Genomic DNA, 21,247 nt, shown 5'->3' on the forward strand with positions numbered 1-21,247 from the left:
ACTGAGGCAGACAACGATGACAGAACGCGTACAAGTCGGCGGCATTCAGGTCGCAAAGAATCTGTATGACTTCGTGAACAACGAAGCGATCCCGGGCACCGGAATCGATGCCGATAAATTCTGGGCCGAATTTGACAAGATCGTGAACGAGCTTGCGCCACGTAACCGCGAGCTGCTGGCCAAGCGTGATGCGATCCAGGAAAAGATGGACAGCTGGAACCGTGACCACAAGGGTCAGAAGCTGGACATGGCCGAATACAAGGCCTTTCTGAAAGACATTGGCTACCTCGTGGAAGAGCCGGCGGCGTTCAAGATCTCCACTTCCAATGTTGATCCTGAAGTAGCCACCATGGCGGGGCCGCAGCTGGTTGTTCCGATCATGAATGCGCGTTTCGCGCTGAACGCGGCCAACGCCCGTTGGGGTAGCCTGTACGACGCGCTTTACGGTACCGATGCCATCTCTGAAGAGGACGGTGCCCAGAAAGGCCCGGGCTACAATCCGGTCCGCGGCGCCAAGGTAATTGAGTGGGCCCGCAACCTGCTGGACAGCTCTGCTCCCCTCGCATCCGGCAGTCATAAAGACGCTGCCAAGTACCTGGTTGAGGGTGGCAAGCTGGTCGTCAAGCTGCAGAACGGTGAAACCACTGGCTTGAAAGATGAGGCTGGCTTTGTCGGCTTTACCGGCGCTGCCGACGCTCCCACGGGCGTTCTGCTGGTCAAGAACGGCATGCATTTCGAAATCCAGATCGATGCCAGTCACCCGATCGGCAAGGACGACGGTGCCCACGTAAAAGACGTCCTGATGGAATCTGCCCTGACCACCATCATGGACTGTGAGGATTCTGTTGCCGCGGTTGACGCGGATGATAAGGCGCTGGCCTACCGTAACTGGCTGGGCCTGATGAAGGGTGATCTGCAGGAGACCTTCGAAAAGGGCGGTCAGCAGATGACTCGCAAGATGAACGCGGATCGCACATACACCGGCGCCGATGGCAGCGAACTGGTGCTGAAGGGCCGCAGCCTGATGTTCATCCGCAACGTTGGTCACCTGATGACCAACCCGGCGGTCCTGCTGAAGGATGGTAACGAGATTCCGGAAGGTCTGATGGACGGCCTGATCACGTCCCTGATCGCCATTCACGACCTCAAGGGTAATGGCCCGTTCCAGAACAGCACCAAGGGTTCCATGTACATTGTGAAACCCAAGATGCATGGCCCTGAGGAAGTGGCGTTCACCAACGAATTCTTTGGTCGTGTTGAGGATGCGCTCGGGCTTCCGCGCTTCACCCTGAAAGTCGGCATTATGGACGAGGAGCGTCGTACGACCGTTAACCTGAAGGCGTGCATCGAGGCTGCGAAAGAGCGTGCGGTATTTATCAATACCGGCTTCCTGGATCGTACCGGCGATGAAATTCACACCTCCATGGAGCTGGGTCCCTTCATTCGCAAAGGGCAGATGAAGCAGGCGACCTGGATCAATGCATACGAGCAGTGGAACGTCGACATTGGGCTGGAAACCGGTTTCCGCGGCGTTGCCCAGATCGGTAAGGGTATGTGGGCGATGCCTGACCTGATGGCCGGCATGCTGGAAGCCAAGATTGGTCACCCCAAGGCTGGCGCGAACACCGCCTGGGTTCCGTCTCCGACAGCGGCGACCCTGCATGCGACCCATTATCACCAGGTCAGCGTTGCAGACGTGCAAAAGCAGCTGGAAAGCCGCGCCCGCGCCAACCTGGACGATATCCTGACCGTGCCTGTGATGGACGATCCGTCCTCCCTGAGTGCCGATGAGATTCAGCAGGAGCTGGATAACAATGCTCAGGGTATTCTGGGTTATGTTGTGCGCTGGATCGACCAGGGCGTGGGTTGCTCCAAGGTGCCCGACATCAACAACGTCGGTCTGATGGAAGATCGTGCAACCCTGCGGATTTCCTCCCAGTTGCTGGCCAACTGGCTGCACCATGGCGTCTGCACAGAAGCGCAGATCGAAGAAACCATGAAGCGCATGGCCGCGGTGGTTGACCAGCAGAACGCTGGTGATCCTGCCTACCGCAACATGGCTCCGAACTTCGACGACAGTGTCGCTTTCGAAGCCGCCATGGCACTGGTTCTCAAGGGCTGTGAACAGCCGAACGGCTACACCGAGCCGCTTCTGCACGCCTACCGCCAGAAAGCCAAGGCCAAATACGGCCAGTAAGGCTTCGGTGCATAAAAAACCCGCGGTTTACCGCGGGTTTTTTATGTCTGTAAGGCTCTGACGTTTTGCTCAGGGTCGCACGGCCCGGGAGCATCACTCCTGGTGCAGGACGTCCGCAGCGTACAGGGTGTTCTGAAGGAGTGTCGCAATCGTCATGGGCCCAACGCCACCAGGGACCGGGGTGATGAAGGCGGCGCGTTCTGCGGCAGCCTCGAATTCGACATCGCCTCTGAGTTTCCCGTCTTCGGTCCGGTTCATGCCCACGTCAATGACCGTGGATCCCGGCTTGATCCACTCGCCCTTTACAAGCCCCGGCTTGCCGACAGCAGCAATCAGGATATCGGCTTCGCCAACGTATTTTTCCAGGTTGTCCGTAAAGCGATGGCAGACGGTGGTTGTCGCGCCTCTTAGCAGCAGTTCCATGCTCATGGGGCGACCAACAATATTGGAGGCGCCAACGATGACCGCGTGCTGTCCCTTGTAAGGGGTATCGATGGAGTCGAGCAGGGTAATCACGCCCGCCGGAGTGCAGGGGCGCAAAGTGGGCTTACGCTGCATCAGTCGGCCGATGTTGTAGGGGTGAAAACCATCCACATCCTTGTCCGGACGAATCTTGACGAGGATCGGGTCTGCATCGAGGTGTGCGGGCAGGGGCAGCTGGACCAGTATTCCGTCCACGGCAGGGTTTTCATTGAGCTCGTCCACCAGGGCTTCGAGGGCGTCCTGTGAGGTGTCCTCCGGCAGATCGTAGGAGAGGGAAAGGATGCCGGTCTCTTCGCAGGCCTTGATCTTGTTGCCAACGTATACGCGGGAAGCCGGATCGTTGCCGACCAGCACAACTGCCAGGCCCGGCGCACGCAGGCCTTTCTGCTTTCTCGCTTCCACGCCGGCCGCGACTTGTTGTCGGACCTGTGCGGCAATCTCTTTTCCGTTAATAAGTTTCGCGCTCATAATTCCGTCTTGTCGGTTGGGCATCGGTAAATGAAGGCGGGGAATTGTCTCATGCTTCCGTCCGAACTCCAATTCGACGATTTTGTGTGGAAGGAACTTCTTTCGGGGTTTCGAGTCATCTGGAAAGGCGAGTGCTGACAGGATTTTCCAAATGCGTGTTGACGGCGTCCTCCGGCGCCGGTAATATGCGCGCCAACTTTGCTGAGGCACTTGTTGTTCAGGCATACGGGGTATAGCGCAGTCTGGTAGCGCGCCTGCTTTGGGAGCAGGATGTCGGGAGTTCGAATCTCTCTACCCCGACCAAACTCTGAATGTTCAGGTGGGTGAACGGTCAGGCGCCCGTAGCTCAGCTGGATAGAGCATCCGCCTTCTAAGCGGATGGTCGCAGGTTCGAGTCCTGCCGGGCGCGCCATTAAGCCTCAGGCCTGGTTCGCGCCGGGCGCCACAGGCAGCAAAGTTGAAAAGTTGAAGGTGCCGAAAGGTACGTCTTGATGTGGTGGACGTAGCTCAGTTGGTAGAGCTCAGGATTGTGACTCCTGCGGTCGAGGGTTCGAACCCCTTCGTCCACCCCACTTTTCCCCAAGCCTTGAATTTCCGCAGTGACCAGGCCTTGAACCCGTTTTGATGTCTTCTGGTCGGCGCAGTACATGCGAGAGTGGCGGAACTGGTAGACGCGCTGGATTTAGGTTCCAGTGGGGCAACCCGTGAGAGTTCGAGTCTCTCCTCTCGCACCACCCTTTTATTTTCTCATTCTATCCCCAATCTCTTCATGCCGGTGGTCCGGAGTTCTGTCGTTGCCTTGAATATGGCCGTACAGATGATTCTCTCGGCGGTGCAAACCGTGGTAAACTACGGCCTTTTAATTTTCGCCCACTCTGCGCTATCGCAGTCCGGGCAGGATTTATTGATAAAATTCATTCACATACCGAACCTGTAATTTGAGGATCTTCCATGCAAGTGTCTGTTGAAACGACCTCCAACATCGAGCGTCGCATGACGATTGGTGTGCCCGCCCAGGAAATCGACCAGGCGGTCCAGAAACGCCTGCAGGAAACAGCGCGCACTGTGCGTCTGAATGGTTTCCGCCCTGGCAAGGTGCCCATGAGCGTGGTCAAGCGTCGTTTCGGTGACAGCATCCGTCAGGAAGTGGTTGGCGAGGTTATGCGCGACAACTACATCAAGGCACTGCAGGAGCAGGACATCAACCCTGCGGGCTGGCCGCAGTTTGAACCGAAGACCATGGAAGAGGGCAAGGATCTCGAATTCGTGGCAACCTTCGAAGTGCTGCCGGAAATCGAGCTCGGTGATCTCAGCAAGATCGCCATTGAAAAGCCCGCTTCCGAAGTGACCGACAAAGACATCGATACCATGATCGACAACCTGCGTCGCCAGCAGGCCACGATGAAAGAGGTCAAGCGCAAGTCCAAGAACAAGGACATCGTGACCATCGACTTCAAGGGCTACATTGATGGCGAGGAGTTCGAGGGTGGTTCCGCCGAAGGTCAGCGCCTGACACTGGGCTCCGGACAGATGATTCCGGGCTTCGAGAAGGCCATCGTAGGTGGCAAGGCCGGCGAAGACATGGAAATCGAAGTGACCTTCCCTGAGGACTATCACAATGAAGACCTCGCGGGTAAGCCGGCCAAGTTCGAGATCAAGATCCACAAGGTGGAAGAGCCTCAGTTGCCCGAGCTGAATACCGAATTCTTCAAGAATTTCGGTATCGAAGCCGAAGACGAAGCGACCTTCCGTGAGGAAGTGAAAAAGAACATGGAGCGCGAGCTCAAGCAGGCGGTCTCCAACAAGGTCAAGAACGACGTCGTTGATGGCCTTCTGGAAAATACCGAACTTGACGTGCCGGCTGCGCTGGTTGATCAGGAAATTGATCGTCTGCGTCAGGATGCGGTCCAGCGCTTTGGCGGCCAGGTGGATTTCCAGCAGCTGCCCAAGGAAATCTTTGAGGAGCAGGCTACCCGTCGCGTCAAGACCGGTCTGCTGTTCCAGGAAGTGGTCAAGCAGAACGATCTGAAGGCGGATCCTTCGAAGGTTGAAGAAAAGATCCAGGAGATCGCTTCAACGTATGAACAGCCAGAGGAAGTTGTTGCACACTTCAACAACAATCCGGACCAGAAGTCCCAGATCGAGTCTTCTGTGCTGGAAGATGCTGTCGTTGACCACGTACTGGCGCAGGCCAAGGTCAAAGAGAAGAAGATGAAGTACGAAGAGGCCGTTGCTGCGGGCCAGCCGCAGCGTTAAGCGACGGCGACCGGCCGGGATAGCCGGTCACGTTGGCCGAATCCGAAAACAGCCGGCATGTCCGGCTGTTTTCATCTGGGCCGACTGGTGGCACAGTATTGGATGCCAACATATTGAATATTCGTGGCCTTGCGCCACAACCCATTGTCCACAAGGAGTTCAGGCGCACATGACGCAGAAACCAATCGATGGTCCCGCAATGGTTACCAATTCTGGCCTGGTGCCAATCGTTATCGAACAGACTGCTCGGGGCGAGCGTTCTTTCGACATCTATTCCCGTCTTCTGAAAGAGCGGGTGATCTTTATGGTTGGTCCGGTCGAAGACCACATGGCGAACCTGATTGTGGCTCAGATGCTTTTCCTGGAATCCGAGAATCCCGACAAGGACATTCACCTGTATATCAACAGCCCGGGAGGCTCTGTGACTGCGGGTATGTCCATCTATGACACCATGCAGTTTATCAAGCCCGACGTGGCGACGCTTTGCATTGGTCAGGCGGCCAGCATGGGCGCATTCCTTCTCGCCGGCGGTGCAGAGGGCAAGCGGGCGTGCTTGCCACACAGCCGGGTCATGATCCATCAGCCGCTTGGCGGATATCAGGGGCAGGCGACGGATATCGAGATTCACACACGTGAGATCCTGAAAATTCGCCACACCCTGAACTCCCTGCTGGCTCACCATACCGGCCAGGATCTTGAGACCATCGCCAAGGATACCGACCGTGACAATTTCATGGATCCGGACCAGGCCAAAGAGTACGGGTTGATTGATTCGGTACTTGATAAGCGCGTACCGAATACATAATACTGAAAGTCATCGCATCATCCTTGGCCGGCGTATCAGCCAGTAACGCCGGCTGTAAAAGAGCAGAGGTAATTCAATGGCAGATGAAAGAAACGGCAGAGGCGACGATAACGGCAAGTTGCTGTACTGCTCGTTTTGTGGAAAGAGCCAGCATGAAGTCCGGAAACTCATCGCAGGGCCCTCGGTGTTCATCTGCGACGAGTGCGTAGACCTGTGCAATGACATCATCCGCGAGGAGATTCAGGAGAACGCTGAGGAAGAGAGCAGTGATCGCCTTCCGTCACCGGCGGAAATCCGGGAGACGCTGGATGAGTACGTCATCGGCCAGGACCGGGCCAAGGTGGTGCTGTCTGTCGCTGTATACAACCACTATAAGCGGTTGCGCTACGGTGAGGGCAAGAGCGATGTCGAGCTTGGCAAAAGCAACATTCTCCTGATCGGCCCGACAGGTAGCGGTAAAACGCTGCTGGCAGAGACACTGGCGCGTATGCTGAACGTGCCGTTCACCATTGCTGATGCCACGACGCTCACCGAAGCTGGCTACGTGGGTGAGGACGTTGAGAACATCATCCAGAAGCTGCTGCAGAAGTGCGACTACGACGTCGACAAGGCGCAGCGCGGCATCGTCTACATTGATGAAATCGACAAGATTTCGCGAAAGTCGGACAACCCTTCCATCACCCGTGACGTGTCCGGTGAAGGTGTTCAGCAGGCATTGCTGAAACTGATCGAAGGGACGGTCGCTTCTGTGCCGCCGCAAGGTGGTAGAAAACATCCGCAGCAGGAATTCCTGCAAGTGGACACCACCAACATGCTGTTTATCTGCGGTGGTGCGTTTGCCGGCCTGGAAAAGGTGATTCAGGAACGGTCGGATCGCAGTTCCATTGGCTTCTCGGCCACGGTCAAGAGCCAGGACGACAGCAAGGCAACCGGGGACATCATCAAGGATGTCGAGACCGAGGATCTGGTGAAGTTTGGCCTGATTCCGGAATTCGTTGGCCGACTGCCGGTTGTGGCGACCCTGACCGAGCTCGATGAAGATGCGCTCGTGCAGATCCTGACCCAGCCCAAGAACGCGCTGACCAAGCAGTATCAGAAACTGTTTGATATGGAAGGCGTGGAGCTTGATTTCCGGGAAGACGCCCTGCGTGCCGTGGCGCGTAAGGCGATGGAGCGGAAGACCGGCGCCCGCGGCCTGCGGTCGATTATGGAAGCGACCCTGCTGGATACCATGTATCAGATTCCGTCCGAGCATGATGTCAGCAAGGTGGTGATTGACGAAAGCGTGATCAAGGGCGATTCCGAGCCGTTCAAGATTTACGCCAGTTCGGACCACGCCAAGGCTGTACCCGAGGACTGATCGACTGGTCTGTCCATCGAAGTCAGCCGTGAGGCATTGAAAAGGGGGCGGTTGCGCCCCCTTTTCGTATGGCCTTCCCACCGTATATGTACCCGCCCGTTTCGTTTCGTAAAAAGATTGCAATTTCCATTGGCGCCCCAATGAAGGGTGATATGCTGAAAGAAATACCGTCAGAGGAATTCCTATGACCCTGATACCCGAAGATACCGTGCAAGAATACCCGTTACTCCCGCTGAGGGACGTCGTGGTGTTCCCGCACATGGTAGTTCCGCTGTTTGTCGGCCGTGAAAAATCCATCCAGGCGCTGGAAGCGGCCATGGAGGGCAGTAAGGAAATCCTGCTGGTGGCGCAGAAAGATGCCTCCACTGATGAGCCTGGTGCCAAAGATGTGTTCGAGATGGGCACTCTGGCCACTGTCCTGCAGATGCTCCGGCTCCCGGATGGTACGGTCAAGGTGCTGGTCGAAGGCAATGCCCGGGCCTCGATCCGGGATATCAAGGAAGGCGACTACCTGACCGGTGGAGCCATTCTGCTTGATGAAGAAGGATTGCCGGAACGGGAAGAAGACGTACTCGTCAAGACATTAATGGACGAGTTCGAGAAGTTCGTGAAGCTTTCGAAGAAAGTGCCGTCAGAAGTGTCGAATGCGCTGACCGGCATCGAAGAGCTTGAGCGTCTGGCCGATACCATGGCGGCCCATCTCGAGATGCGGATTCCTGAGAAGCAGGAACTGCTTGAAGCGCTCGACGTGCGCAAGCGTGTGGATCTCCTGCTCGGCAAGTTGGATGGCGAGATCGATCTGATCGAGGTCGAAAAGCGCATCCGTGGCCGGGTCAAGAAGCAGATGGAGCGCAGTCAGCGCGAGTATTACCTCAATGAGCAGATGAAGGCCATCCAGAAGGAAATGGGCCAGCTCGGTGAGGGCAACAACGATTTCGAGGAGCTTGAGAACAAGCTCGAAGAAGCCGGTCTGCCGGAAGAAGCCCGCAAGAAGACCGAGGCGGAGCTGAACAAGCTCAAGATGATGTCGCCGATGTCGGCCGAGGCGACGGTGGTTCGCGGCTACATCGACTGGATGCTGGCTATCCCCTGGAAAAAGCGCAGCCGCGTTCGGCACGACATTGAAAAGGCCCGGGAAATCCTGGATCGGGACCATTACGGTCTGGACGAGGTCAAGAAACGCATTCTTGAGTATCTGGCGGTCCAGAGCCGGGTCAAGAAGGTGAAAGGGCCGGTGCTGTGTCTTGTAGGGCCTCCAGGGGTGGGTAAGACGTCCCTGGGGCAGTCCATTGCCAGGGCGACCAATCGGAAATACACCCGGATGGCCCTCGGCGGCGTTCGCGACGAGGCCGAGATCCGCGGGCATCGCAAGACCTACATTGGTGCCTTGCCTGGCAAGCTTCTCCAGAAGCTGTCGAAAGTGGGTGTGAAGAACCCGCTGTTCCTGTTCGACGAGATCGACAAAATGGGCATGGATCACCGCGGCGATCCGGCCTCGGCACTGCTGGAAGTGCTGGACCCGGAGCAGAACCACACCTTCAACGACCATTACCTGGAAGTGGATTACGACCTCTCGGATGTCATGTTCGTCTGTACGTCGAACTCCATGGATATTCCGCCGGCACTGCTGGATCGCATGGAAATCATCCGGATCCCGGGCTATACCGAGGACGAGAAGGTCAATATTGCGCTGCGGTACCTGTTGCCGAAGCAGATCAAGGCCAACGGTTTGCGCAAGGATGAGTTGGAGATTCCTGAAGAGACCCTTCGGGATCTGATCCGGTACTACACTCGTGAAGCCGGTGTACGCGGGCTTGAGCGGGAGATCGCCAAGATCTGCCGGAAGGTGGTTCGTGAGCATGTGGAGGCTGGTGAGAAGGCTGCAGTGACCCTGTCGCCGGAGATGCTCGAGGATTACTCCGGTGTCAAGAAATTCAAGTATGGGCTCGCTGAAGAGAGCGATCAGATCGGGCAGGTCACTGGCCTCGCGTGGACCCAGGTTGGCGGTGAGTTGCTGACCATCGAGTGCGCGCTGACTCCGGGCAAGGGCCGCGTGGTCAAGACTGGCTCGCTCGGCGATGTCATGCAGGAGTCTATCCAGACCGCACTGACCGTGGTCCGGAGCAGGGCAGCTGGCCTTGGAATTGCGAACGATTTCCATGAGAAGCACGACCTGCACGTTCACGTTCCCGAAGGCGCGACGCCGAAAGACGGTCCCAGTGCCGGTATCGGCATGTGCACCGCCCTGGTGTCAGCCCTGACCCGGATACCCGTCCGTGCCGACGTGGCGATGACCGGGGAAATCACTCTCAGAGGGCGCGTGTTGGCCATTGGTGGGCTCAAGGAAAAGCTGCTGGCGGCCCATCGCGGTGGCATCAAGACGGTTGTCATTCCGGAAGAAAACGTCCGTGATCTCAAGGAGATACCAGAGAATATCAAGGAATCTCTGGATATCCGGCCGGTGACCTGGATTGATCAAGTGCTGGATATCGCGTTGGCTTACCCGCCCGAAGCGCATGCGGAATCCCCGGCCGGAAAAACCGGTTCCGGAAAACCGCGAGATGATGAAGGTGAAGCGGCGGAGCGCATAAATACGCATTAAAGCCATGATGAGTTGTTGACATGCCAGAGAGCCCATTGGTATAACTGTTTCGCCGTGAAGCAGCCAATACCAAGGGCTCCCGCGCAGTATGTGCCTATTCCGAACACCGGTGTACAGCCGAAAGGAATAACAAAACTGAAGAATGGAATTCTCGGACCGCTTATGCGATAGTCGAGAACGTCCGCGAAAAAATAAACCAACCTATAACATCTTCAACCTGAAATCGAAGGGGTTTAGTGTGAACAAGTCCGAACTTATCGATGCAATTGCAGAGTCCGCAGATATCTCCAAAGCCGCCGCTGGCCGTGCTCTGGATGCCATGACCAACTCCATCACCGGTGCCCTCAAGAAAGGTGATCAGGTTACCCTGATCGGCTTCGGTACCTTCTCTGTCAAAGAGCGTGCTGCCCGCACCGGTCGTAACCCGCAGACTGGTGCCGAGATCAAGATTCCGGCCTCCAAAGTGCCTGGTTTCAAAGCTGGCAAGGCCCTGAAAGACGCCGTTAAGTAACGGTTCTTTCTCCGGCGGTTTGCTCTGGTAGGCCGCCAAGAAGAATTGAAGGCGCATTCCGAACAGGGTGCGCCTTTTTACGTTCAGCACATTCCAAGCCAATACCAAACCGAAAACAACGCACGACCTTGACGGGGATTCGGGAGAAACATGCTTCAAGATATTCGGGATAATGCCCAGGGTACCATTGCCAAGATCATCATCGTGGTTCTAATCGTTTCCCTTTCCATCTGGGGAATGGACGCCATTATTGGCGGGTTTTCCGGTGAGCCGGAGGTTGCCACGGTTAACGGCCAGGATATTACCGAACGAGAGTTTCTCCGCACGGTACAGATCGAAAAGCAGCGCCGCCTTTCCCAGATGGAAACGCCCGATCCCTCCCTGCTGAATGAAGATCAGCTCCGGAAGGATGTTCTCGAGAACCTTATCCGGGAAGAGACACTGACTCAGGATGCAGCGAGTCAGGGACTTGAACTGTCCGACTCCGACATCGACGCCCTGATCCGCCAGATGCCCCAGTTCCAGGTGGATGGAAAGTACAGCAGTGAGCGTTTTGCTGCGACAGTCCGGAACATGGGAATGGGCATTGGGGAGTTCCGTAATCTCCTTCGCAAGCAGTATGTGGTGAACCAGATCCGCAACGGCATTGTGCAAAGTGGTCTCGCGACCGAATCCAACGCCAGTCAGTTGCTGCAGATCCAGAACCAGACCCGGGATTTCCGGGCGCTCACCATTCCCGCGAAAGCCGTCGCTGACCAGGTGTCTGTGAGCGATGGGGATATTCAGGACTACTACGACAGCCACACCAGCCAGTTCCGGCAGCCAGAACAGGTCGATGCGGCCTACATCGCCCTGTCGGTTGGCGCTCTGGCCGACAGCATTGACGTGAGCGATGACGAGCTGAAGGCCTATTACGATCAGAAGAAAGATGGACTGGCTCGTGAGGAGCGTCGTGCCGCGCACATTCTGATTAATGATGGTCCGGACGCGTCCGCTACGATTGCAAAGATCCAGGATCGGCTCGCAAACGGGGAGTCGTTTGCCGACCTGGCGAAGGAATACTCCATCGATACGGCGACCGCCGACAAGGGCGGTGAGCTTGGGTACGCCGGTCGTGGCGTCTACGATCCCGATTTCGAAAAAGCCCTGTTCGGCCTCAAGGAAGGCGAGGTGTCGGAGCCGGTTAAAACTCGCTTTGGCGTTCACCTGATCAAACTCGAGGACATTCGTCGCTCCAAGGTGCCGTCATTTGACGAGATGAAAGACAAACTTCGTGCCGAGCTGGCGCGCAAGAAGGCCGAGGACAAGTTTGCGGAAGTTCGCTCGAAGCTGGCTGACTCCGCGTATGCGGCGGACGATCTGGCCGGGCCGGCAAAGGAACTCGGGCTTGAGGTCCGCGAGATTTCCGGTATTACCCGAGACGGTGGTCCCGCACCCTTCGATCACCCCGGGCTCGTCCGCCAGTTGTTCTCGGACGATGTGCTCAATGATGGCTATAACACCGAACTGATTGACGTGGGTGACAACCTGTCCGTGGTCGCGCGTGTCCGGGCGCACCGGGAGGCCAAGCAGCTGGAGCTGGATGCAGTAAAAGACCAGGTGCGTTCTACCCTGGTCGAACAGAAGACGCGTGAGGCCCTGGCGCAGCGCGCGGATTCCATTATCTCTGATCTCAAGCAGGGTAAGAGCGCGGATAAAATCGGAGCGGGTGAGTGGGTCGATTATACGGACCAGGGCCGCAACGCATCGGGCCTTCCTGCGCCGGTTCTGCAGACGGCGTTCTCATTGCCTCGTCCGTCCGAGAATCAGCCGAGCTTTGGCAAGGTTGTTGATGCAGATCAGGCGAGCGTGATCGAGCTGGATGCCGTTAATCAGGGTAAGGTGGATAAGGACAGCGAAGAATACAAGCGCCTTTACCGGTTCCTGTCTTCCCTCGAAGGGCAGCGGGATTACACGGCTTACCAGCAGATGCTGCGTAAGCGAGCGGAGGTCGAGCGCCCATAAGAGGCCTCGCTTCGGTCGCAAAACACAAAGGGCGCCATTTCGGCGCCCTTTGTGTTTTTGAGTCGTCAGACCCGGCAAAACTCTGCTAATTTGAAAAGCAATCCTGGTCAGTTCTGTGGGAAACGGGTCGCCTTCAGGCTCTCCTTGATTTTTTTGAGGTGGCCGAGAAAGTCCTTGCCTCGCTTGAGAGTCACGCCGGTTGCGAGAATGTCGATGACGGTGAGATGGATGATCCGCGAGGACATCGGCATATACACCTCCGTGTCTTCGGGTGCCGTGACCCCCAGAACCTCGGTGCAGCACTCGGAGAGAGGCGAGTCGGGATTGGTAATGCCGATGACGGTTGCGCCATTGCTCCGGGCAAGTCTGGCAATGTCGACCGTTTCCTTGGTGCGCCCGGTGTAGGAGATGAGAACGATCACGTCACCGACCTGGGCGCCTGCGGCCACCATGCGCTGCATCAGGGCGTCGTCGTAGGACATGACCGGAATATTGAATCGGAAAAACTTGTGCTGGGCATCAAGAGCGACGGAGGCCGAGCCACCCATGCCGAAGAAGTTGATCTGCTTGGCCTGTATCAGATAGTCGATAACGCTGGCCAGGGCCTTCGGGTCTAGGGATTGCCGGGCCTTGTCGAGGCTGGCGATCGTGCTCAGCATGATTTTGTCTGCGAACTCCGCGACCGTATCGTCCGGTTCGACGTTCTGGCCGACGTAGGGCGTTCCGGTGGCAATGCTCTGGGCAAGCCGGATTTTGAAGTCGGGAAAACCGGTGGCGGAGAAGCCGCGGCAGAAGCGGTTGACGGTCGGTTCGCTGACATCGGCCGCCCGGGCCAGTGCGGCAATGCTGTAACGAGTCGCTGCGCTGGGATCCCGAAGGATGGCTTCTGCTACCTTGCGTTCGGATTTGTTGAGGCTGTCCAGCCGAGCCTGGATGTCTTCCAGAAGGTTGTCGTCACGGTGCGCGGGGGTCGCCGCCATGGAAGGATACTCCCTGCTTCGGTTGTCATGGTGATAAAAAGGCCGACTGTGCTGCTTTCAGGCGTATGGTCGGGTAGTAAATGTGTCATTGTCAGTGAAAATCCTTGGATTCAAGGATCTGGAATGACACTATTTGTTTAATATTACTACACATGGCCTCCGGTTGGTATGTCGGCTTGGTGAGGCAAAGGCGGGGAGAGTGACTCGATGGTCAAAACGAGCGATACGCGCTGCGATCTCATGCTGTTTGGCGCCGTCGGTGATCTGGCCCAGCGGAAGCTGTTTCCGGCATTGTACCAGCTCGAGTGCGGGGGGTTGCTTGCTCGGGAAAGTCGGGTGCTCGCTCTGGCGCGCAGGGACATGGGGACCGACGAATTTCGAGATCAGCTGTTCGAGAACCTGAAGCGTTATGTGAAGCCCGCGGAGTTTGATGCCGGGGTTGCCCGCAGCTTCCTGGAACGGGTGGAATACCGGCTCCTCGATTTCACGGATCCGGCTGGCTATGACGTGTTACAGACGTGGCGGGACAGGCCGGACAATGAACTGATCGTCTATATGGCGACGCCGCCGGCCATGTACGGGGTCATCGCGAGAAACCTCAAGGCAGCCAGTTGCTGCAACGAGAATACCCGTGTGGTGGTGGAAAAGCCCATTGGTCATGACCTTGAGTCTTCAAAGGTGATCAATGACGAGCTGGGTGAAGTCTACAGCGAAAATCAACTTTTCCGGATCGACCATTATCTCGGCAAGGAGACGGTCCAGAACCTGATTGCCTTAAGGTTCGCCAACAACCTGTTTGCCTCCCAGTGGGATCAGAATCACATCTCTCACGTGGAAATCACGGTGGCGGAGAGTGTGGGCATAGAGGGTCGCTGGGGCTACTTCGACAAAGCTGGCCAGATCCGCGATATGGTGCAGAACCACCTCCTCCAGTTGCTTTGCCTGATTGCCATGGATCCGCCAGCCGATCTGTCGGCCGACAGTCTCCGCGATGAGAAGGTGAAGGTCCTGAAGGCATTGAAAACGATTCGTCCGGACATGATGGACAGTTACGTGGTTCGTGGTCAGTACACCGCCGGCACCAGCGATGGAAAACCGGTGCCCGGATATCTTGAAGAGGAGGGCGCCAACAAGGGCAGCGAGACCGAGACCTTTGTTGCCCTGAAGGCCGAAATTGAAAACTGGCGGTGGTCGGGGGTGCCCTTCTACATTCGCACTGGCAAACGCCTGCCCGAGAAGCTGTCCCAGATTATTATTCATTTCAAGCCGGCGCCGCACTACATCTTCGACCCGGACCAGAAGCACCTGGCCAATAACAAGCTGATTATCCGCCTGCAGCCCGATGAAGGGATGTCCCTGAGAATCCTCACCAAGGATCATGGCCTGGATAAGGGGATGCGGCTTCGACAAGGCCCTTTGGAGCTGACCTTCTCGGAGACCTTCGAAACGGACCGAATCCCCGATGCCTACGAGCGCTTGCTGTGGGAGGTCATGAAAGGCAATCAGTACCTGTTTGTCCGTCGTGACGAGGTGGAGTATGCCTGGCGATGGGTCGATCAGGTCATTCGGAACTGGCGGGACAGTGGTGAGCCGCCCAAGCGCTACGCTGCCGGTACCTGGGGGCCGGTGGCTTCCATTGCGATGATCACCCGGGATGGCAGGAGCTGGTATGAAGATGTCTGAGCTGCATCTGCCCGATGGCATCGAGAGTCATGTGGGTCGGACCCCGAATGAGGTGGGCGAGCAGCTTGCCGATGCTGTTGCCGGGTTTCTCGCCGAACGGCTTTCCAGCGCTCCCAGGGCAAGTCTTGTGGTATCCGGGGGCTCGACACCCCTGCCATTTTTCCACGCCCTCTGCAGGAAGAGGCTGGACTGGGATCGGGTGGATGTTGTTCTGGCGGATGAACGCTGGGTTCCGGAGGACGATCCGGCCAGCAATACCGCGCTTGTGAAGGAACATTTGTTGCGTGACCGAGCCATTGGCGCGCGCTTTCTGCCGCTCAAACATCCCGGAGCAACGCCGGAGGAGGGTTTGGCAGAGGCCCGGCGGTGCCTTGCCGGGCTGATCGAACCTCCGGATGTCGTGGTGCTTGGTATGGGCAACGACGGCCATACTGCGTCGTTGTTTCCCGATGCCCCGGAGCTGTCGGCGGCGATGGATCCTGACAACGACGAAAGAGTGGTTGTCGCCACCCCTGCATCCCAGCCACAGCGTCGCATTACATTGACTTATCGTTTTCTGAGTTCCGCCCGGTTCGTGGCCCTACACCTGCGGGGCAAGGACAAGCTCGCGACGCTTCAGGAGGCGATGGCACATACGGAAGGCGTTATGGAAATGCCTGTTCGAGGCTTTCTCCGGCCGGGCCTGAAGATTTACTGGAGTCCATCATGAGCCAGCTGTCTGATTACCACCGCGATCGCATTCAGTCTGTTCTCGGGGCCTCGCTCCTGATACCGGTTATTGCCATCCGCGATCCTGAAGACGCAATCCCGCTTTGCCGGGCTCTGGTGGCAGGCGGTATTTCAGTACTGGAGATCACGCTCAGGACCGAGCATGGTCTGCGCGCTATTGAAGCCGTTCGTGCCGCCATTCCCGAAGCCTGGGTGGGGGCCGGTACCGTCACCAGTGTTGAGCAGTATCGCCAGGTTGAGTCGGCCGGCGCCCAGTTCGTGATAACGCCGGGCGTAACCGAATCGCTGCTGGAATTCGGGGTAACCTCCGCCGCGCCTCTGTTGCCTGGCATTGCCACGGTCTCTGAATTGATGATGGGCTACCAACACGGGTACCGGGCTTTCAAGTTCTTTCCGGCTGAGGTTTCCGGGGGAGTGGCTGCGTTGAAGTCGTTCCGTGGCCCTTTTCCCGAGGTGGTGTTTTGTCCCACTGGTGGGATTCGACGTGCAACGGCAAAGGATTACCTGGCTCTCGGGAACGTGAAAGCCGTAGGTGGCTCGTGGCTGACGCCGGACGATGTGGTGGCGCAGAAAGACTGGGCGCAGATCGAGGAAGTTGCGAGGGGAAGCCTGGCGGATCTCTGATCCGGTGCCAGGCCGCTCAGCCGCCGTGTCGGGGTTGAACGGCCCGGTCATTTTTCGGCACTAGCGAATGTCCGGTCCTACCCGAACAATCTTCATGCTGTTGGTGCCTCCCTGGGCATTGGCATAGTCGCCCTTGGTCATAACCACCAGGTCGCCTTCCTTGACGATCTTCCGGTTCACCAATTCCGCGACGGCCCTGGCATTGGTTTGCTCATGGGGCACTTCGGCAGAATCAAACGGGACCGTCTGTACGCCCCGATACAGAACGACCCGGTGTTGGGTCGAATGGTGGCGGGAAAAAGCGAAGATGGGCAGACTCGACTTGATCCGTGACATCAGTCGCGGCGTTGCGCCGGTCTCTGTCATGCAGATGATGGCGTTGACGCCTTCGAGATGATTGGCGGCGTACATCGCTGACAGGGCGATGGCTTCGTCCACGCGTTCCATACTTTCGTGGATCCGGTGCTTGGACTGATGCATGGAGGGGTGTTTCTCGGCGCCCACGCAGATTCGAACCATGGCTTCCACCGCTTCCGTCGGATAATCGCCGACAGCGGTTTCGGCCGAGAGCATGACGGCGTCGGTATAATCCATCACGGCGTTCGCTACATCCGACACTTCGGCCCGGGTTGGCATCGGATTGGTGATCATCGATTCCATCATCTGGGTGGCGGTGATGACGGCCCGGTTCAGGGAGCGGGCTCGGGCGATAATGTGCTTCTGAACCCCGACGAGTTCGGCATCGCCGATTTCCACCGCAAGATCGCCTCGGGCCACCATGACCGCGTCAGACGCCTCGATAACCGCGTCGAGGGCAGCCTCGTCATGGGCCAGTTCCGCCCGTTCGATCTTGGCAACCAGTCCGGCCTCCGAACCGGCGTCCTGCAGAAGCCGCCGGGCTGTATGCATGTCCTCTGCCGTACGGACGAAGGAAACGGCGACATAATCGGCGCCCAGCCTGGCCGCGGTCACAATGTCCTGCTTGTCCTTCTCGGTCAGAGCGTCGGCGGAAAGCCCGCCGCCACGTTTGTTCAGCCCCTTGTTGTTCGAGAGCGGGCCGCCGATCAGCACTCGAGAGGTAATACTGTGGGCGTCTACCGACTGCACCTCCATCTCGATCCGGCCATCATCCAGTACCAGGACGTCGCCGGGCGCTACGTCGTCAATCAGCTGCTCATAGTCGATGCCCACGCGGTCGCGGGTGCCTTCTTCCTTGTTCATGCTGGCGTCAAGCACGAAGGTCTGGCCGGCTTCAAGCGTGACCTTGTTGTCAGCGAAGCGGGCGATCCGGAGCTTTGGTCCCTGCAGATCGGCGAGCAGGGCGACGAAGCGACCCTCTGCCGCGGCGGCCTGCCGAACGCGCTGGGCCCGCTCGATGTGTTCTTCTGCACTGCCGTGGGAAAAGTTGAGTCGCGTGACGTCGACCCCGGCCCGGATAATGGCAGCGAGTGCCTCGGGGGAGTCGGTGGCGGGGCCGAGGGTGGCGACAATCTTGGTGCGCCTGAGCATGGTGCATTCCTTAAGGTTGTTTATGAAGCCTGGATCGACCAGTGGTACATTGATCGCAGGTATCCTGAACACGGAGCGATCATTTCCCGGCTGTGTTATTGGCGATGAGAGCCACGTGGTTCGATTATGTAGTAAATATATCAACAAAATCTGAATCGATGAATGATACTTTCTGTGGGGCTTTTAAAAAGAAAGTAAACTTACGGCATTGGCGACGTCTCATCGGACAAAGCAACGGAGTTCATCATGCATCCCACCATTGAAAAGGTCACTCAGCGAATCATAGAACGCAGCCGTGGCACCAGGGAAGACTATCTGGGCCGGATGGACGCGCTCAAGGCACTCTCTCCCCATCGAAGTTCGTTGTCCTGCGGAAACCTGGCCCATGGTATTGCTGCCTGTCCCCAGTCGGACAAGGACACGCTCAAATTCATGAACAAGGCGAATGTGGCCATTGTCTCGGCGTACAACGACATGCTGTCGGCCCATCAGCCCTATCAGACGTTTCCCGATGTCATCCGGGAGGCGGCCCACGGGATGGGGTCGGTTGCGCAATTCGCAGGGGGCACCCCGGCCATGTGTGACGGGGTGACGCAGGGCCAGCCGGGCATGGAACTGAGTCTGTTTTCCCGGGATACCATCGCCATGAGTACCGCCGTGGCGCTGAGCCACAATATGTTCGATGCCACTCTGCTTCTGGGTATCTGTGACAAGATCGTGCCGGGCCTGCTGATCGGTGCGCTCAGTTTTGGTTACCTTCCGACGATCCTTGTGCCTGCCGGCCCGATGCCATCCGGACTGCCCAACAAGGAAAAGCAGCGAATCCGACAACTCTATGCGGAGGGAAAAATCGGCAAGGACGAACTGCTTGAGGCTGAAAGCCAGTCCTACCACAGTCCGGGTACCTGCACCTTCTATGGCACGGCCAACAGCAATCAACTGTTGGTGGAGGTGATGGGGCTGCATTTGCCCGGTGCGGCATTCGTGCATCCGGGCACTGAATTACGGGATGCGCTCACCAGGGCTGCGACCGAACAGGTCATCCGGTTGTCAAAGCCCCACGGAGGCACGTTGGGTCTGGGCGACATGGTGGATGAGAAAGCCATCGTCAATGCATTGGTGGCGCTGCTGGTGACCGGTGGTTCAACCAACCATACGATTCACTGGATTGCGATTGCCAGGGCAGCCGGCATCATTATTGACTGGAACGACTATGCGGAACTGTCGTCGGTGGTGCCGTCGATGACCCGTATCTATCCGAACGGCGAGGAAGATGTGAATGCGTTTAACGAGGCCGGCGGTACACCTTACCTGATTCGGGAACTCTTGAATGGCGGGTATCTCCATGACGATGTGGAAACGGTAATTGGCCATGGTCTGGAGCAGTATGCCCGAATGCCCGAACTGACCGATGGAGCGCTCACCTGGACGCCCGCTGTCTCGGAGAGTCGACGCCCGGAAGTGCTGAGCAGTGCGGCGGAGCCTTTTGCCCCCAACGGGGGGCTGAAGGTTCTCGACGGGAACCTGGGGCGCGGGATTATCAAGGTTTCTGCCGTTGCCCCCGAACATCGGACCGTGCGCGCTCCGGCGGTGGTGTTCCATGATCAGAATGAACTGAAAGCGGCGTTTGAAGCCGGTGATCTGGATCGTGACTGCGTGGTGGTCGTGCGTTTCCAGGGACCGAGGGCCAACGGCATGCCGGAATTGCACAAGCTGACACCTTACCTTGGCGTTCTCCAGGATCGGGGATTCCAGGTGGGGCTCGTGACGGATGGGCGGATGTCTGGCGCGTCCGGCAAAGTGCCTGCCGCGATTCATGTCTACCCGGAGGCCCTGGACGGCGGACCACTGGCACGGGTGAGGCATGGCGATATGATCCTCCTGGATGCAGAGGCCGGGTCCCTGACTGTCGATGTGGACGAGGCGGAATTTGCCGCGAGGGAACCGGCTGGCGCAGACCTTAAGGCCAGCCATCACGGATACGGTCGGGAGTTGTTCGGTTGGCTTCGCCGTTCGGCCAGCACACCGGAGGAAGGGGCCAGCTTTTTCTGGAATCACGATGCATGACGTTCGGTAACGTTTCACTGATAGGCGATATTGGCGGTACCAACGCCCGGTTTGCGCTGGTCGAGGAGGGCGAGGCAGAGCCCCGCGCAATAAGGGCGTTGCCCTGTGCCGACTTCGACAACCTCGATCACGCGATCGAGGATTACCTTCGAAGCCTGGGTGTGAACGGGGTGAGTCGTGTCTGTCTCGCGGTTGCCTCGCCGGTAAAGGGTTCCCGCGTAAAACTGACCAACAGCGACTGGCAATTCGATATCGAAGAAATGCGGGGGCGGTTTGGCTGGCGGACCTTCAAGGTTGTGAACGATTTCACCGCCATGGCGCTCGGTGTGCTCCACGTGGGCCGAAAACACCTCGTGCCGGTCTGTGGTGGTCCGGGCGATCCGAGGAGGCCCATTCTGGTGATAGGGCCGGGCACAGGGCTGGGCGTTTCCGGTCTGGTGCCCATCCGGGGCGGCTGGGTGCCACTGGTGACCGAAGGTGGTCATGTTGATTTTGCCCCCACCAACGACCTGGAGTTCGAGGTTCTGCGGGTGCTGAAGGCAAGATTTGGCAGGGTTTCAGTGGAGCGCCTGCTGTGCGGCGAGGGCCTGCTCAATCTCTATCGGGCCCGTGCCGAAGTACTGGACCTTCCGGCACCGCTGGAATCCCCCGAGAAAATTACCGTGGCGGCGGAGCGTCAGGATGCGCTGGCGCGGGATACCCTCAATCATTTCTGTGAACTACTGGGACGAACCGCTGGTAACGCAGTCCTCACGCTGGGGAGTCTGGGCGGCGTTTACCTCTGCGGCGGCATGGTGCCGCGGTTCCTCGATTTTTTCCTGGCAAGTCCGTTTCGTTCGGGCTTTGAGGATAAGGGCCGGATGCGTCCGTTGCTGGAATCCACGCCGGTTTATGTGGTGACAGACCCCTACACCGGTCTTCGTGGCGCGGCAGAAGCATTGGCCAACCCTGAGCTCTGATGGGGCCAGG

At 57.9% G+C, this 21,247-nt stretch carries 15 protein-coding genes and 4 tRNA genes; 16 read left to right on the top strand and 3 right to left on the bottom strand.

All coding sequences use genetic code 11. The features are described 5' to 3' along the window. Positions 1–16: 16 nt before the first annotated feature. Positions 17–2,197 (top strand): malate synthase G, encoded by a 2,181-nt coding sequence (locus MLD04_RS04305; protein ID WP_248155070.1) that lies wholly within the window; start codon positions 17–19, stop codon positions 2,195–2,197. A gap of 93 nt (positions 2,198–2,290) precedes the next feature. Here MLD04_RS04305 and folD read toward each other — a convergent pair whose 3' ends face one another. After that, entirely contained in the window at positions 2,291–3,148 is an 858-nt protein-coding gene (gene folD, locus MLD04_RS04310; protein ID WP_248155072.1) for a bifunctional methylenetetrahydrofolate dehydrogenase/methenyltetrahydrofolate cyclohydrolase FolD, read from the bottom strand. A gap of 226 nt (positions 3,149–3,374) precedes the next feature. Here folD and MLD04_RS04315 point away from each other — a divergent pair. From MLD04_RS04315 to MLD04_RS04360, 10 genes are all read left to right on the top strand, one after another. Next, a tRNA-Pro gene (locus tag MLD04_RS04315) sits at positions 3,375–3,451 on the top strand. A 32-nt stretch (positions 3,452–3,483) separates the two neighbouring features. Next, positions 3,484–3,560 (top strand) — tRNA-Arg (locus tag MLD04_RS04320). Positions 3,561–3,644: 84 nt separating this feature from the next. Further along, positions 3,645–3,720 (top strand) — tRNA-His (locus MLD04_RS04325). A gap of 77 nt (positions 3,721–3,797) precedes the next feature. After that, positions 3,798–3,882 (top strand) — tRNA-Leu (locus tag MLD04_RS04330). A 217-nt stretch (positions 3,883–4,099) separates the two neighbouring features. Continuing rightward, the gene (gene tig / locus MLD04_RS04335; protein WP_248155074.1) at positions 4,100–5,404 is read left to right on the top strand and encodes a trigger factor; all 1,305 of its coding nucleotides are present in this window, start codon (positions 4,100–4,102) and stop codon (positions 5,402–5,404) included. 169 nt (positions 5,405–5,573) lie between these two features. Next, positions 5,574–6,209, top strand: coding sequence for an ATP-dependent Clp endopeptidase proteolytic subunit ClpP (gene clpP / locus MLD04_RS04340; protein ID WP_248155076.1), 636 nt, complete (start codon positions 5,574–5,576; stop codon positions 6,207–6,209). 76 nt (positions 6,210–6,285) lie between these two features. Continuing rightward, entirely contained in the window at positions 6,286–7,569 is a 1,284-nt protein-coding gene (gene clpX, locus MLD04_RS04345; protein WP_248155078.1) for an ATP-dependent Clp protease ATP-binding subunit ClpX, read from the top strand. A gap of 184 nt (positions 7,570–7,753) precedes the next feature. Beyond that, positions 7,754–10,171 (top strand): endopeptidase La, encoded by a 2,418-nt coding sequence (lon, locus tag MLD04_RS04350; RefSeq protein ID WP_248155080.1) that lies wholly within the window; start codon positions 7,754–7,756, stop codon positions 10,169–10,171. A 238-nt stretch (positions 10,172–10,409) separates the two neighbouring features. Continuing rightward, the gene (locus MLD04_RS04355; RefSeq protein ID WP_008174603.1) at positions 10,410–10,682 is read left to right on the top strand and encodes an HU family DNA-binding protein; all 273 of its coding nucleotides are present in this window, start codon (positions 10,410–10,412) and stop codon (positions 10,680–10,682) included. A gap of 150 nt (positions 10,683–10,832) precedes the next feature. After that, on the top strand, positions 10,833–12,686 hold the full coding sequence (locus tag MLD04_RS04360; protein ID WP_248155082.1) for a SurA N-terminal domain-containing protein: 1,854 nt from the start codon (positions 10,833–10,835) through the stop codon (positions 12,684–12,686). Positions 12,687–12,793: 107 nt separating this feature from the next. On the opposite strand, the gene MLD04_RS04365 is transcribed toward MLD04_RS04360, so the two are convergent. Then, positions 12,794–13,666, bottom strand: coding sequence for a MurR/RpiR family transcriptional regulator (locus MLD04_RS04365; protein WP_008938684.1), 873 nt, complete (start codon positions 13,664–13,666; stop codon positions 12,794–12,796). A gap of 207 nt (positions 13,667–13,873) precedes the next feature. Here MLD04_RS04365 and zwf point away from each other — a divergent pair, with 207 nt between their 5' ends. From zwf to MLD04_RS04380, 3 genes are read left to right on the top strand one after another with little or no spacing between them, the layout of a single operon-like run. Continuing rightward, entirely contained in the window at positions 13,874–15,349 is a 1,476-nt protein-coding gene (gene zwf / locus MLD04_RS04370) for a glucose-6-phosphate dehydrogenase (protein WP_248155084.1), read from the top strand. Beyond that, entirely contained in the window at positions 15,336–16,058 is a 723-nt protein-coding gene (gene pgl, locus MLD04_RS04375; protein ID WP_248155086.1) for a 6-phosphogluconolactonase, read from the top strand. Before zwf ends, pgl begins: the two co-directional genes overlap by 14 nt. Continuing rightward, positions 16,055–16,702: a bifunctional 4-hydroxy-2-oxoglutarate aldolase/2-dehydro-3-deoxy-phosphogluconate aldolase gene (locus tag MLD04_RS04380; RefSeq protein WP_248155088.1), complete on the top strand. Its 648-nt coding sequence runs from the start codon at positions 16,055–16,057 to the stop codon at positions 16,700–16,702. Before pgl ends, MLD04_RS04380 begins: the two co-directional genes overlap by 4 nt. 60 nt (positions 16,703–16,762) lie before the next feature. Here MLD04_RS04380 and pyk read toward each other — a convergent pair whose 3' ends face one another. Next, entirely contained in the window at positions 16,763–18,211 is a 1,449-nt protein-coding gene (gene pyk / locus MLD04_RS04385; RefSeq protein WP_248155090.1) for a pyruvate kinase, read from the bottom strand. 246 nt (positions 18,212–18,457) lie between these two features. On the opposite strand from pyk, the gene edd reads away from it, so the two are divergent. Both edd and glk read left to right on the top strand, forming a co-directional pair. Then, entirely contained in the window at positions 18,458–20,278 is a 1,821-nt protein-coding gene (gene edd, locus MLD04_RS04390; RefSeq protein ID WP_248155092.1) for a phosphogluconate dehydratase, read from the top strand. Beyond that, positions 20,275–21,237 carry a glucokinase gene (gene glk / locus MLD04_RS04395; RefSeq protein ID WP_248155094.1) on the top strand — a complete coding sequence of 321 codons (963 nt, stop codon included), beginning with the start codon at positions 20,275–20,277 and terminating at the stop codon, positions 21,235–21,237. The genes edd and glk overlap by 4 nt, the downstream gene beginning before the upstream one ends. Positions 21,238–21,247 lie beyond the last annotated feature (10 nt).

The sequence above is a fragment of the Marinobacter koreensis genome (assembly GCF_023156285.1).
GTDB lineage: Bacteria > Pseudomonadota > Gammaproteobacteria > Pseudomonadales > Oleiphilaceae > Marinobacter > Marinobacter koreensis.

What these genes read in the sequence shown, in the direction of transcription:
- MLD04_RS04305 (WP_248155070.1), top strand. Translation starts at nt 17, where the DNA reads ATGACAGAACGCGTACAAGTCGGCGGCATTCAGGTCGCAAAGAATCTG.
- folD (WP_248155072.1), bottom strand. Translation starts at nt 3,148, where the DNA reads ATGAGCGCGAAACTTATTAACGGAAAAGAGATTGCCGCACAGGTCCGA.
- tig (WP_248155074.1), top strand. Translation starts at nt 4,100, where the DNA reads ATGCAAGTGTCTGTTGAAACGACCTCCAACATCGAGCGTCGCATGACG.
- clpP (WP_248155076.1), top strand. Translation starts at nt 5,574, where the DNA reads ATGACGCAGAAACCAATCGATGGTCCCGCAATGGTTACCAATTCTGGC.
- clpX (WP_248155078.1), top strand. Translation starts at nt 6,286, where the DNA reads ATGGCAGATGAAAGAAACGGCAGAGGCGACGATAACGGCAAGTTGCTG.
- lon (WP_248155080.1), top strand. Translation starts at nt 7,754, where the DNA reads ATGACCCTGATACCCGAAGATACCGTGCAAGAATACCCGTTACTCCCG.
- MLD04_RS04360 (WP_248155082.1), top strand. Translation starts at nt 10,833, where the DNA reads ATGCTTCAAGATATTCGGGATAATGCCCAGGGTACCATTGCCAAGATC.
- MLD04_RS04365 (WP_008938684.1), bottom strand. Translation starts at nt 13,666, where the DNA reads ATGGCGGCGACCCCCGCGCACCGTGACGACAACCTTCTGGAAGACATC.
- zwf (WP_248155084.1), top strand. Translation starts at nt 13,874, where the DNA reads ATGGTCAAAACGAGCGATACGCGCTGCGATCTCATGCTGTTTGGCGCC.
- pgl (WP_248155086.1), top strand. Translation starts at nt 15,336, where the DNA reads ATGAAGATGTCTGAGCTGCATCTGCCCGATGGCATCGAGAGTCATGTG.
- MLD04_RS04380 (WP_248155088.1), top strand. Translation starts at nt 16,055, where the DNA reads ATGAGCCAGCTGTCTGATTACCACCGCGATCGCATTCAGTCTGTTCTC.
- pyk (WP_248155090.1), bottom strand. Translation starts at nt 18,211, where the DNA reads ATGCTCAGGCGCACCAAGATTGTCGCCACCCTCGGCCCCGCCACCGAC.
- edd (WP_248155092.1), top strand. Translation starts at nt 18,458, where the DNA reads ATGCATCCCACCATTGAAAAGGTCACTCAGCGAATCATAGAACGCAGC.
- glk (WP_248155094.1), top strand. Translation starts at nt 20,275, where the DNA reads ATGACGTTCGGTAACGTTTCACTGATAGGCGATATTGGCGGTACCAAC.